This is a genomic window from Vibrio sp. ER1A (genome assembly GCF_000733315.1).
GTDB classification, from domain to species: domain Bacteria; phylum Pseudomonadota; class Gammaproteobacteria; order Enterobacterales; family Vibrionaceae; genus Vibrio; species Vibrio mediterranei.
This window is the reverse complement of the sequence record NZ_JPJA01000093.1, coordinates 517-13313: the sequence shown is the minus strand read 5'-3', so window position 1 is coordinate 13313 and position 12797 is coordinate 517. Positions and strand designations below refer to the sequence as shown.

Here is a 12797-nt window from a genome sequence, read left to right as displayed (position 1 = left end):
GCTACCGTTAACGTCGACTCTTGAGATTAGAGTCGTCAAAATAGAAAAGCGGCGCCGAATGGCGCCGCTCTATTTTATCTACTAAACCGGAATAAAAGTCTAGTTCTTATAGATGATTTCGCCTTTAGGCTGATACTTATTCACATCGATTGGGCTGTTTGCTTCTAGGTACTCTTTAAGTACTTCCGCATCCACAAAACCAGTGTTTACGTGACCAGGGTGACCTGTAAGCTTCGGATAACCGTCACCACCAGCTGCGTTAAAGCTTGGTACAGTGAAACGGTATGTTGCTTTAGGGTCTAGAGGCTTACCATTGATAACAACATTCGATACTGCATCTTTACCCACTGTCATTGAAATGCCAGCGAATTGAGCGTAAGCACCAGAATCTACAGGTTTCGTTGCTACTACGTTCAAGTAATCGACAACTTCAGCACCTGTCATATCGGTGTAAGTAATAATGTTGCCAAATGGCTGTACGATAAGTACATCTTTGTAAGTCACATCACCTTCAGCGATAGAGTCACGTACACCACCAGAGTTCATGACGGCAAAGTCAGCTTTAGCACGTTCCATGTGAGCCGTACCAATTAGACGACCTAGGTTAGTTTGCTGGAAGCGAACAACATTACGGTCACCCTCTAGCTTGCCGTTCGTTTCGCCAATTTTCGCACCTAGTTGCTCTTGGCCTTTTTCCTGGAATGGCGTTAAGAATGCCACCATTTCTGCATCTTTCTTGATTTCATCTTCAACAAGAACACGTTGCTTCTTGCCATCGATCTTAACTTTCTTCTTAAGGTTTACAGGGATAAGGTCATAGCTGACCATATCTAGCTCACCATTTTTGAACTCGTAGTCGGCACGGCCAACGTATTTACCCCACTCGTACGCTTGCACAATCCAAGTGCCGTTTTGGATGTCAGGCTTACATTCATCACTTGGCTTGAAGTTCTTCTTAACGACGTTAGGACCTTCCATACAAACCGGCTCTTGTGAGTGACCACCCACAATCATGTCTAGGTCGCCTTCATCAAGGTAACGAGCAAGCGCAACATCACCTGGGGCGTTTACACCACGCTTACCATTTTCGTAGTGACCCATGTGGGTAACTGCGAAAATTAGATCAGGTTTCTCTGTCTCTTTTAGCTCAGCGATCAGTTTCTTTGCTTCTACTTTCGGATCGCGGAACTCGATACCACCGATGTATTCAGGGTTACCGATCTTCGCAGTGTCTTCCGTTGTTAGACCAATAACAGCGATCTTAATGCCCTGCTTGTTGAAAATGTGGTATGCATCAAACAGGCGTTCACCTGTTTTCTTGTCATAAATGTTTGCAGACAGCATTGGGAAGTTAGCCCACTCTTTTTGCTTAAATAGCACTTCTAGCGGGTTGTCGAATTCATGGTTACCAAGTGCCATAGCATCGTAACCAATCATGCTCATACCTTTAAAGTCAGGCTCAGCATCTTGTAAATCAGACTCTGGAACCCCAGTGTTGATATCACCGCCAGATAGAAGCAGTACGCTGCCACCATCCGCTTCAACGTCAGCACGAATTTGGTCAATCAGCGTCTTACGCGCTGCCATACCGTACTCACCATATTTGTTTTCCCAGAAGCGACCGTGGTGATCGTTAGTATGAAGAATAGTGAGCTTATAAGTCTCATCAGCATTCCATTCTTGCTCTGGTTGGGTTGCGCATCCTGCTAGTGACGCGATGATAGCCGCACTTAGTACGGACTTAAACATAAGGCTTTTTTTCATTTTCATACCTTTGAATTTTGGGGATCCACTGCCTATAGCGTTGTATAAACGCCACACATTTGCCGATTTGTAACGAATAGACATAAAGAGAAACATCGACAAAATATGCGATAGTTTAAATTAACCCTACGAACATAACATTCTCATTTCACTTTTATGTAGTCTATGTCACAAGTTGCTGAGTATCAGGTTATAAACTCATCAGAATAAATTTGTGATTCTACATAAGGTTAATTAAAGCCCTGAGGTATGGCGAGGGATTCAGCTGTTACGAGGTTGTAATTCTGAGAAGAAACGATTGCTCAACATATTTAGTGAACATAAAAAAGAAGCCAGTCTAAATGACTGGCTTCTATATCAGAAATAAGCACGTTTATTTAATGTCGATGTGCTCAAGACCTTTGATAAGATCATCCAACGCTTTCATTTGCGCTAAGAATGGTTCTAGCTTATCTAGAGGCAGTGCTGACGGACCATCACATAGTGCTTTATCTGGATTCGGGTGCGCTTCAATAAATAGACCCGCAATTCCCGTCGCAAGTCCCGCTTTTGCAAGCTCGACCGTTTGTTCACGACGACCACCAGATGCCGCACCCGATGGATCACGCATTTGTAGTGAGTGCGTCACATCGAAAATGATTGGGCTACCGTTAGAAGCTTTTTTCATTACGCCAAAGCCAAGCATGTCGACCACAAGGTTATCGTAACCATGACATGAGCCACGTTCACAAAGAATGATTTTATCGTTACCACACTCAGCGAACTTATCAACAATGTTACCTACTTGTCCTGGGCTCATAAACTGAGGCTTCTTAACGTTGATAACCGCATTTGTTTTTGCCATCGCTTCAACAAGGTCAGTCTGACGAGCTAAGAAGGCAGGTAGCTGAATAACATCTACCACGTCGGCAACAGGCTGTGCTTGCTCTTCTGTATGAACATCCGTAATGATTTTCACGCCAAAGGTGTCTTTTAGCTCTTGGAAAATCTTCATGCCTTCTTCAAGGCCAGGACCACGATAAGAATGCACTGAGCTACGGTTCGCTTTATCAAACGACGCTTTAAATACGTATGGAATACCTAGCTTTTCTGTCACCTTCACATAGTGCTCACAGATTTGCATCGCTAAGTCACGTGATTCCAGCACATTCATTCCAGCAAAAAGCGTGAACGGCTTATCATTTGCTACCGGGATATCACCTACGTGTACCGTTTTCATTTCCATGTTTGTTATCTCAATATTTAGTGAAGAGTGACAGGTGAGCGACTGATCGCCGAAACCTGCGTTTTCAGTAATTCTATTGCCGGATCATCTGGGCACTGATCGATGAAATACTGAAAATCAGTTGCCGCGATTTGATGACAATCCAGTTGTTGATAAATATAGCCTCTATCCCGAATCTCATAAGGGTCATCGGGAACAAAAGTCAAAGCCAGATCGGTACATTGCAATGCAAGCGTGTACTTCTCTTCTCGCAATAGTGCGCTTTTAAGTAAAGCTAGCCAGCGACCAATTACCGTTGGGTTATCAACTGTCGCTAAATGTTTTGCCTCTAACTTCACCAACGGACCATCGTTGCCAATTAGCCAAGCGTGTAGACGCTTCTTGCTAACATATTCCCCATCGTAAGGGTTGATGTAACTTGGTGCTTCATTTGGCCAACAGACTTTAATCAAAAACTGCGTTGGGAATGTTACGGCTTCTAATGGAAGACCGAGCTTTCTCCCCAAGTAGAGCAAGATAGCTCCTAGACTAACCGGTATGCCTTTGCGTCGCTCAAGGACTTTATCGATAAACGCATTTTCAGAGGAAAAATACGCATCATGGTCCCCACTAAACTGCCACTCGGTGTAAAACAGTCTTAGCAGCGAGTCTAAGCGCTGCTTATCATCGCGCAAATGGAACAATTGCTGCTCAGCTTCTTCTAATAAACGAGCTAGCTCTAATTCCGCCCAATGATCTTGAGTATTTGGATCCACCGCTTTGTTTAAGATCAGTGCTCCTTCAACCAACTCAATAGCATCAAAATCTTCGTCAAACAGTTCAATCATTGCTTACCCCATAAGGAATGGCGTTTTCAGCATGGCAATCTTAGCTGCCATCATTAACCATCCCAATGCGCCTAAAAACGCACATGTTCTTAATAAGTTGTTCTTTGCTAATTTAATCGTGAAAAACGCCAACGCAAAATAAGCCATAATGCAGGTGACTTTTTCGGTCATCCACGGCGCTGCAGCCGTAAATGGGACAAAACCTGTGATTGCAATCAAACCAAAGCCTGATAGCAACAGTAGTGAATCATTAATGTGAGGGAAGCGCTTCAAAAACGGATGATTCACCTTCGGGGAGTTAGCGACCAGTAAGCCAAATCGTACTGATAGCAACACCACTGATATGGCGATGGTCATCAAGTGAAAATGCTTTAATCCTTCATACATGCTGCTTCTCTCTTTCTCTTTATTGTATTTCTGTTATGGGTTCCATTGCCCAAGAGTCACACGATCATTGCCGGCGTAATCTTGTTCAGTGACAACATGACAAAAGCCATTGCTTGCCAAGATTTCTCTTACAGCTTGCCCTTGCTCAAAGCCATGCTCAAACAACAACCAGCCGCCCTCAAGCAAATGAGTGGGCGCTTGAGCCGTGATGGTCTCAATATCCGCCAGCCCATTATTCTCAGCGACTAATGCCGTTGATGGCTCAAATCGAACATCACCTTGAGATAGATGGGGATCATTTTCGTCAATGTAAGGGGGATTGGAAACAATTACGCTAAATTTGTGCACAAGATCGACAGGTTCGAACCAACTTCCCTGCGCAAACTGACAATTGGTAATATTGAGTTTTGTCGCGTTGCTTCGAGCGAGCTCTACCGCTTCCGTTTGAAAATCGACTCCCATTACTGAGCGTGTTTTCAGTTCTGAAGCCAGTGCCAACGCGATTGCTCCGGTACCCGTACCTAAGTCTAAAATATCACCATCATTCACGAGAGCCTTATCAAGTGCGAGCTCAACTAAGCGTTCTGTATCAGGTCTTGGGATAAGCGTGCTTGGAGCGACATTTAAAGGTAGCGACCAAAACTCTCGTTCACCAAGAATATACGCCACGGGTTCGCCTGCGATACGACGATTTAACAGCGCCTCGAACTGCTCTGCTTCATTAGACGTTAATGCTTTTTCAGGCCAAGTAAGTAGATAACTACGTGGTTTTTCCAGAACATGACACAACAGGACCGCCGCATCTAATGAAGGTGATTCGCTACCAGACCCAGAAAGAATAAGCGATGCTCGTTTGAGCACCGCTTCAATAGACATATCCAATGACATGGATTAGTTGTGCTCCGCTAGAGCCGCAAGTTGGTCTGCTTGGTGTTCTTGCAGTACCGGATCAACAAGAGACTGCAAGTCACCTTCCATGACTTCAGACAGACGATATAACGTCAAGTTGATGCGATGATCTGATACACGACCTTGTGGGTAGTTATAAGTGCGGATACGGTCACTACGATCGCCTGAACCTAACAGGTTACGACGGGTATCTGACACTTCAGCTGCACGTTTTGCTTCTTCTGCGGCAATAATACGCGCCGCAAGAACAGACATCGCCTTCGCTTTGTTCTTATGCTGAGAGCGCTCGTCTTGACACTCAACCACAGTCCCTGTTGGTAAGTGAGTAATACGAATAGCTGAGTCAGTAGTGTTAACGTGCTGACCACCCGCGCCTGATGCACGGAACGTATCGATTTTAAGATCAGCCGCTTTGATCTCTGGGATCTCTGCTTCAGGAATTTCAGCCATAACCGCAACAGTACATGCTGAAGTGTGAACACGACCTTGAGATTCTGTTGCTGGAACTCGTTGAACACGGTGGCCGCCAGATTCAAACTTAAGCACGCCATAAGCACCATCACCAGATACTTTAGCGATCATTTCTTTATAGCCACCTTGCTCTGATTCATTTGAGCTCATCACTTCGATACGCCAGCCTTTCTTCTCCGCGTATTTGCTGTACATACGGAATAAGTCACCTGCGAAAATACCTGCTTCATCACCACCTGCACCAGCGCGGATTTCTAAGAAACAGTTACGCTCATCGTTTGGGTCTTTAGGTAGAAGAAGTACCTGTAGCTCATCCGCTAGGCGCTCAATAGTCGCTTTCGCTTCTTTAATTTCTTCTTGTGCCATTTCACGCATTTCTGCGTCATCTTCGTTTGCCATATCTTCAGCCGCTTCAAGATCTTCTTGCGCTTGCTGATAGGCTTGGAAACACTTGGTCACTTCTTCAAGTTGCGAGTACTCTCTTGAAAGAGCGCGGAATTTGTCTTGGTCTCCAATGATCTCAGGATCGCCAAGTAGATGCTGAACTTCTTCATATCGTTCAACAAGAGTTTCCAATTTAACTAAAATGGAGGCTTTCATAATTGCAGTCTTTTCTCAGGGTAAGGCTTATTTAGTTTGGTCTAAACCCAAACTTTGTCGGATGACCATCAGTTTAGCAGGATCTCCCTGCTCAGCGGCATCTTGTAGCGCTTTTGTCGGCGCATGAATAAGCTTGTTTGTTAATTTATTACTCAGCTCAAGCAGAACTTTCTCAGGGTCTCCCCCTGCTGCTAACGCTTGTAAACTTTTTGACAGTATATCTTGTCGGGTGTCGTTTGCGTGTTTTCGGTATTGTCTGATGCTATCAACCGCTTGCAGTGAACGCATCCATGTCATGAATTGCGCACTTTCTTCACTAACAATCGCTTCTGCTTGAATCGCTTCGACTTTACGTTGCTCAATATTGCTATCGACGATAGATTGCAAATCATCAACCGTATATAGATACGCGTCACTCAACTCGCCCACTTGCGATTCAATATCTCGTGGGACGGCGATGTCGATAAGCAGCATAGGTTGATAGCGACGTTGTTTTATCGCTGATTCAACCATCCCTTTACCTATAATAGGCAGCGGGCTCGCAGTTGAGCTAATGACAATATCTGCTTTAGGTAGTACATCAGGTATTTCATTAAGTGCAATAACTTGTGCGCCAAACTGATTCGCTAATATTTCCGCTCGCTCTTTGGTTCGGTTAGCCACAATCATGTTCTTGCAACCGTGACCTTCCAAGTGCTTGGCCACCAGTTCAATGGTTTCGCCTGCACCAACTAAAAGCACTGTAGAGTCAGCAATCGACTCGAAGATTTGTCGAGCTAGGGTACAAGCCGCGTAAGCAACAGAAACGGCACTACCACCAATTTCGGTTTCAGTACGCACTCGCTTAGCAACAGAGAACGTCTTTTGAAAGAGTTTCTCAATGCCACCCTCTACAGATTGATGCTCACGGGCATCACTGTAGGCTTGCTTTACTTGTCCAAGTATTTGTGGTTCACCAAGGACGAGTGAATCTAAACCACATGACACTCGCATCAGGTGTTTTATTGCCGCTTGCTCTTCATAAACATACAGAGAAGGCTTCAACTCTTCTGCTGCTACATCGTGGAAACGAACAAGCCAGTCTATTAATTGTGATTTGTTGGAATCACCAGTATCACAGTAAATTTCGGTGCGGTTACACGTTGACAGAATCACAGAGCCATTAACTTTGGTATTTTCTCTTAGCTCATTCAGGGCTCTGTTGAGTTTTTCAGGTGGAAACGCCACCTTCTCCCTCAGATCCACTGACGCCGTGTTGTGGTTTATACCAATTGCAAGCAATGACATGTAACGCGAATTCTCTGATACAGATTTGACAAATAGGCCAGAATTTTACTTGATGGCACCATTTATTGAAAGTCTCTTACCAATATGTTTTCCTGAGTTTGTGGGATTGATGCTATAGTCTGTCAATATTGTATTGAATTTGCACAATAAACCATCACGTAAGTTGTTTCCTATGTACAAACTCCATCGACGTCTTTTTTATTTTTTTGCGGCATTATTTCTGTTTGGATGCAGTAGTTTGCCTCCAGAGCCAGAAAGTGTTGAATGGCAAGCACATAAAACCGAGCTTGAGTCTCTTACTCAATATACGGCCAGTGGCAAACTCGGTTATATTTCCCCAGAACAGCGCCAAACTCTCAACTTTCATTGGAGTCATTCCGATAATTTCACCCAAGTCCGTCTGACTACCTTTCTTGGTCAAACCGTGTTTAATCTTACTTCAACACCAAACGGTTCTTTTATCGAAACGTATGATGGACAAAAATTATCCGGGAAAGATGTAAATGTGCTCATTGAGCAATTAACCGGGCTGGATATCCCAATCGAACAATTGAGCGATTGGCTGGTTGGCCTACCTGCGACTGCCGATAGCTATCAGCTAAACCAATTTAATACCGTCGGCAGTTTACAAAAACGTATTGCCAACAAAACATGGAACCTTGATTACAATGAGTACCGCAGCTTTACACTAGAAGGGACAGAGAACTCATTGCCCATGCCGACTAGGATGCAATTAGTGCAAGGCGATACCAAACTCAATCTTGTCGTTTCAAAATGGACAGTAACACAGTGACCCAACATAAAATGATCACCGACACTACTTCATGGCCTAGCCCTGCCAAACTCAACCTGTTTTTATACATCACAGGTCGCCAACCTAATGGCTACCATGAATTGCAGACCTTGTTTCAATTCATTGATTTATGCGATGAACTGACTATTACCGCCAATACTAGTGGTCAAATTACTCTATCCCCAGATATTGATGGTGTCGCCACCGAAGACAACCTAATCTGGAAAGCAGCATCTGCGCTTCAAAACAGAGCTAACTGTACTTATGGTGCTCATATAGAGCTTAACAAGATTCTTCCCATGGGTGGCGGGATTGGTGGTGGTTCATCCAATGCGGCTACCGCACTAGTAGCATTGAACTTTCTTTGGCAAACCCGACTGACAACGGATGAGCTAGCGGAAATAGGTTTGGCATTAGGTGCTGATGTGCCTGTGTTCGTTCGCGGCTTCGCAGCTTTCGCTGAAGGTGTCGGCGAAAAACTGTCTGAAGCTACCCCTAAAGAACAGTATTACCTAGTTATTAAACCTGAAGTTAGTATTGCTACCGTCGATATATTCACACATCCTGAATTAACCAGAAACACGCCAAAGCGAGCATTATCAATGCTTTTGGACTCACCTTACGTAAACGATTGCGAAAAAATTGTCCGAATGCTGTATCCAGAGGTTGATAACCAACTTTCATGGCTGCTACAATACGCGCCGTCAAGATTGACGGGGACTGGATCTTGCGTATTTTCTGAGTTTAACAACGAGGAAGAGGCAGAAAAAGTCCTTGAAATGCTTCCTGACAATGTCTCCGCTTTTGTAGCAAAAGGATGCAATCGCTCTCCTTTACTAGAGACTTTGGCTAAGTATGAATTAGCCCTATTACAATCTGTTTAAACTGGACGCAACCCTGAGGTTTCCACCGTGCCTGATATGAAGCTATTTGCTGGTAACGCTACACCTGAACTAGCCCAACGTATTGCTGATCGTCTATACATCTCTCTAGGAGATGCTACTGTTGACCGTTTCTCTGATGGCGAAGTCGCTGTTCAAATCAATGAAAACGTTCGTGGTAGCGATGTATTCATCATTCAGTCAACATGTGCGCCAACTAACGACAACCTAATGGAGTTAGTGGTAATGATTGATGCAATGCGCCGCGCTTCAGCAGGCCGTATTACTGCTGTTATTCCTTACTTTGGTTATGCTCGTCAAGACCGTCGTGTACGTTCTGCTCGTGTGCCAATCACTGCAAAAGTTGTTGCAGACTTCCTGTCTAACGTTGGTGTTGACCGCGTTCTTACTATCGACCTACACGCAGAGCAAATTCAAGGCTTCTTCGATGTACCTGTAGATAACATCTTCGGTACTCCAGTGCTTCTTGAAGACATGGCTGACCGTGGTCTAGAAGATCCTGTTGTTGTTTCTCCAGACCTTGGTGGTGTTGTACGAGCTCGTGCAACAGCGAAAGCACTAGGTGATATCGACATCGCTATCGTAGATAAGCGTCGTCCACGTGCTAACGTTTCTGAAGTAATGAACCTAATCGGCGACGTTGAAGGTCGTGACTGTGTTATCGTTGATGACATGATCGACACTGGCGGTACGCTATGTAAAGCAGCAGAAGCGCTTAAAGAGCGTGGTGCTAAGCGTGTATTCGCATACGCAACTCACGCAGTATTCTCTGGTAACGCAGCGAAGAACATCAAAAACTCGGTTCTAGACCAAGTTATCGTGACTGACTCAATTACGCTTTCTAAAGAAATGGCTGCAACAGGTAAAGTAACGCAACTTACTCTATCTAGCATGCTTGCAGAAGCTATTCGTCGCATCAGCAACGAAGAGTCAATCTCAGCAATGTTTACTAGCAAGTAACATTCGCACCTAATTTGAAAAAACCACTTCCTTATGAAGTGGTTTTTTTGTCTTCGCGTTTTTTGTACAGATTTAGTGTGCTATCATACCGCGCTTTTGAGATTCAAGAGAGATCTTAACGTTGACTCAGCAGATAAAATTGCTTGTAGGCCTTGCTAACCCAGGTCCTGAATATGTGAGAACTCGTCACAATGCAGGTGCATGGGTGGTAGAGGAACTCGCTCGTATCCACAATGTTACGCTAAAAAACGAAGCTAAGTTCTTCGGTCTCACTGGAAGAATTTTAGTGAACGGCAGTGATTTAAGACTGTTAATTCCAACCACATTCATGAACTTATCTGGCAAGGCCATCGCAGCCTTAGCAAAGTTCTACCAGATAAAACCTGAAGAGATCATGGTCGCTCACGATGAGCTAGACTTACCTCCAGGCGTTGCAAAGTTCAAGAAAGGCGGCGGTCACGGTGGTCATAATGGTTTGAAAGATACCATTAGCAAGCTGGGTAACAACAAAGAATTCTATCGTCTTCGGATTGGCATTGGTCATCCGGGGCACAAAGACAAAGTGGCGGGTTATGTCCTTGGAAAAGCGCCAGCAAAAGAGCAAGAATGCCTTGATGCTGTCGTTGACGAATCCGTCCGTAGTTTAGACATCTTACTAAAAGATGGACTAACAAAAGCACAAAATCGCTTACACACCTTCAAAGCTGAATAAGGTTACAATCATGGGTTTTAAATGTGGCATCGTTGGTCTACCAAACGTTGGTAAATCAACTCTGTTTAACGCACTGACTAAAGCAGGCATCGAAGCGGCTAACTTCCCGTTTTGTACTATCGAGCCAAACACAGGCGTAGTACCTGTGCCAGATCTACGTCTAGATGCACTAGCGAAAATTGTTAATCCACAGAAAATTTTACCAACAACGATGGAATTCGTTGATATCGCAGGCCTAGTTGCTGGTGCGTCAAAAGGTGAAGGTCTTGGTAACAAATTCCTAGCTAACATCCGTGAAACTGACGCGATCGGTCACGTTGTTCGTTGTTTTGAGAACGAAAACATTGTTCACGTAGCAGGTAAAGTATCACCAATCGAAGACATCGAAGTGATCAACCTTGAACTAGCTCTAGCCGACCTTGATTCTTGTGAGCGCGCAATTCAGCGTAACGCTAAGAAAGCAAAAGGTGGCGATAAAGACGCGAAGTTTGAGCTAACCGTACTTGAAAAACTACTTCCAGTTCTAACGGAAGGTGGTATGGCACGTACTGTTGATCTAGCGAAAGAAGAACTAGCAGCTATTGGCTACTTAAACTTCCTAACGCTAAAACCAACCATGTACATCGCAAACGTTAATGAAGATGGTTTTGAAGATAACCCATATTTAGACGCTGTTCGTGAGTACGCAGAGAAAGAAAACAACGTTGTCGTAGCCGTATGTGCAGCTATCGAATCAGAGCTTTCTGAGCTTGATGATGAAGATCGTGAAGAGTTCCTTGCTGATATGGGCATTGAAGAACCGGGCCTAAACCGCGTAATTCGTTCTGGTTATGAGCTACTTACTCTGCAAACCTACTTCACCGCTGGTGTGAAAGAAGTACGCGCATGGACTATTCCTGTTGGTGCAACTGCGCCTCAAGCTGCAGGTAAAATCCATACAGACTTCGAAAAAGGCTTCATCCGTGCAGAAGTTGTTGGTTATGACGACTTCATTCAATACAACGGTGAATCTGGTGCAAAAGATGCGGGTAAATGGCGTCTAGAAGGGAAAGAATACATTGTTAAAGATGGTGATGTTATTCACTTCCGCTTTAACGTATAAGTTGCCGAGCACCTAAACTGACTAAAAAGCCAGCAATCGCTGGCTTTTGTTGTTTTATAAGGTCTGCCATTGTTCAGTCACTTTGTAAAAACACATTAACTTTATGGTAGAGCGATGATAATTGAACAGCAGATTTAGATCAGAAACAGAGCGGTTTGATTAAAAAAAGTTCGAACGGCACTTTTTCGCAAATTTCTTCGCAAAAAAAGTTGACGCATCAAATTCAACTCCGCATAATGCGCCCCGTTCTCAGCGATAAGGCAACTTTCGAAGAGAATCAACAATATGGAAATGGCTACGTAGCTCAGCTGGTTAGAGCACATCACTCATAATGATGGGGTCACAGGTTCGAATCCCGTCGTAGCCACCATTTCCTAAGCACTCTTGTTTAGAGTATTTAGGAAATATGCGGAAGTGGCGGAATTGGTAGACGCACCAGATTTAGGTTCTGGCGCCGCAAGGTGTGAGAGTTCAAGTCTCTCCTTCCGCACCATATTTAGTGTGATTGACACTTTAATCAATCTTGTTGGGCTATCGCCAAGCGGTAAGGCAGCGGCTTTTGATGCCGCCATTCCCTGGTTCGAATCCAGGTAGCCCAGCCACAATTTAAGTGATAACGTTTTTTTTAGAAAAACAGTTGGCACTAGAGCGCAGTTTGTATTATATTCTCTCGCTCTCAAGAGTGGCTACGTAGCTCAGCTGGTTAGAGCACATCACTCATAATGATGGGGTCACAGGTTCGAATCCCGTCGTAGCCACCATTTATTTGAACTTGTAGGTTCGCCTTCAAGTACAACGTTAAGATCGAGTTTTACCAATTACTCTCTTAACTACAAGTTTGTTGCGGAAGTGGCGGAA

At 44.3% G+C, this 12797-nt stretch carries 12 protein-coding genes and 4 tRNA genes; 9 read left to right on the top strand and 7 right to left on the bottom strand.

The genetic code is table 11. From position 1 onward, the window contains the following. Positions 1-99: 99 nt before the first annotated feature. The 7 genes from ushA to hemA form a co-directional block, all read right to left on the bottom strand. Entirely contained in the window at positions 100-1764 is a 1665-nt protein-coding gene (ushA, locus tag HW45_RS21745; protein WP_038229722.1) for a bifunctional UDP-sugar hydrolase/5'-nucleotidase UshA, read from the bottom strand. Positions 1765-2137: 373 nt separating this feature from the next. Then, the gene (gene kdsA / locus HW45_RS21740; RefSeq protein WP_038229720.1) at positions 2138-2989 is read right to left on the bottom strand and encodes a 3-deoxy-8-phosphooctulonate synthase; all 852 of its coding nucleotides are present in this window, start codon (positions 2987-2989) and stop codon (positions 2138-2140) included. Between the two features lie 17 nt (positions 2990-3006). Continuing rightward, positions 3007-3816 carry a SirB1 family protein gene (locus HW45_RS21735; protein WP_006075552.1) on the bottom strand — a complete coding sequence of 270 codons (810 nt, stop codon included), beginning with the start codon at positions 3814-3816 and terminating at the stop codon, positions 3007-3009. Between the two features lie 3 nt (positions 3817-3819). After that, on the bottom strand, positions 3820-4203 hold the full coding sequence (locus HW45_RS21730; protein ID WP_006075551.1) for a SirB2 family protein: 384 nt from the start codon (positions 4201-4203) through the stop codon (positions 3820-3822). Between the two features lie 33 nt (positions 4204-4236). Continuing rightward, entirely contained in the window at positions 4237-5085 is an 849-nt protein-coding gene (prmC, locus tag HW45_RS21725; RefSeq protein WP_174522836.1) for a peptide chain release factor N(5)-glutamine methyltransferase, read from the bottom strand. 9 nt (positions 5086-5094) lie between these two features. Then, positions 5095-6183, bottom strand: a complete 1089-nt coding sequence (gene prfA / locus HW45_RS21720) for a peptide chain release factor 1 (protein ID WP_038229716.1) — start codon at positions 6181-6183, stop codon at positions 5095-5097. Between the two features lie 27 nt (positions 6184-6210). Beyond that, complete coding sequence (gene hemA, locus HW45_RS21715; protein WP_038229713.1) at positions 6211-7470, bottom strand: glutamyl-tRNA reductase; 1260 nt, start codon at positions 7468-7470, stop codon at positions 6211-6213. Between the two features lie 172 nt (positions 7471-7642). Here hemA and lolB point away from each other — a divergent pair, with 172 nt between their 5' ends. The 9 genes from lolB to HW45_RS21670 all read left to right on the top strand — a co-directional run bounded on the left by lolB (position 7643) and on the right by HW45_RS21670 (position 12700). Then, positions 7643-8263 (top strand): lipoprotein insertase outer membrane protein LolB, encoded by a 621-nt coding sequence (lolB, locus tag HW45_RS21710; RefSeq protein WP_038229711.1) that lies wholly within the window; start codon positions 7643-7645, stop codon positions 8261-8263. Positions 8264-8274: 11 nt separating this feature from the next. Further along, entirely contained in the window at positions 8275-9147 is an 873-nt protein-coding gene (gene ispE / locus HW45_RS21705; protein ID WP_038230132.1) for a 4-(cytidine 5'-diphospho)-2-C-methyl-D-erythritol kinase, read from the top strand. Positions 9148-9174: 27 nt separating this feature from the next. Further along, positions 9175-10125: a ribose-phosphate pyrophosphokinase gene (locus tag HW45_RS21700; RefSeq protein WP_031495558.1), complete on the top strand. Its 951-nt coding sequence runs from the start codon at positions 9175-9177 to the stop codon at positions 10123-10125. A gap of 121 nt (positions 10126-10246) precedes the next feature. Then, positions 10247-10837 carry an aminoacyl-tRNA hydrolase gene (gene pth, locus HW45_RS21695; protein WP_038229709.1) on the top strand — a complete coding sequence of 197 codons (591 nt, stop codon included), beginning with the start codon at positions 10247-10249 and terminating at the stop codon, positions 10835-10837. Positions 10838-10847: 10 nt separating this feature from the next. Beyond that, positions 10848-11939: a redox-regulated ATPase YchF gene (gene ychF, locus HW45_RS21690; RefSeq protein ID WP_031495560.1), complete on the top strand. Its 1092-nt coding sequence runs from the start codon at positions 10848-10850 to the stop codon at positions 11937-11939. Positions 11940-12232: 293 nt separating this feature from the next. Continuing rightward, a tRNA-Met gene (locus tag HW45_RS21685) sits at positions 12233-12309 on the top strand. Between the two features lie 38 nt (positions 12310-12347). Then, positions 12348-12432, top strand: a tRNA-Leu gene (locus tag HW45_RS21680). A gap of 34 nt (positions 12433-12466) precedes the next feature. Next, a tRNA-Gln gene (locus HW45_RS21675) sits at positions 12467-12541 on the top strand. Positions 12542-12623: 82 nt separating this feature from the next. After that, positions 12624-12700: transfer RNA gene (locus HW45_RS21670), tRNA-Met, on the top strand. Positions 12701-12797 lie beyond the last annotated feature (97 nt).

Coding starts and splice junctions, on each gene's coding strand:
- ushA (WP_038229722.1), bottom strand. CDS start 1,764: ATGAAAAAAAGCCTTATGTTTAAGTCCGTACTAAGTGCGGCTATCATC.
- kdsA (WP_038229720.1), bottom strand. CDS start 2,989: ATGGAAATGAAAACGGTACACGTAGGTGATATCCCGGTAGCAAATGAT.
- HW45_RS21735 (WP_006075552.1), bottom strand. CDS start 3,816: ATGATTGAACTGTTTGACGAAGATTTTGATGCTATTGAGTTGGTTGAA.
- HW45_RS21730 (WP_006075551.1), bottom strand. CDS start 4,203: ATGTATGAAGGATTAAAGCATTTTCACTTGATGACCATCGCCATATCA.
- prfA (WP_038229716.1), bottom strand. CDS start 6,183: ATGAAAGCCTCCATTTTAGTTAAATTGGAAACTCTTGTTGAACGATAT.
- hemA (WP_038229713.1), bottom strand. CDS start 7,470: ATGTCATTGCTTGCAATTGGTATAAACCACAACACGGCGTCAGTGGAT.
- lolB (WP_038229711.1), top strand. CDS start 7,643: ATGTACAAACTCCATCGACGTCTTTTTTATTTTTTTGCGGCATTATTT.
- ispE (WP_038230132.1), top strand. CDS start 8,275: ATGATCACCGACACTACTTCATGGCCTAGCCCTGCCAAACTCAACCTG.
- ychF (WP_031495560.1), top strand. CDS start 10,848: ATGGGTTTTAAATGTGGCATCGTTGGTCTACCAAACGTTGGTAAATCA.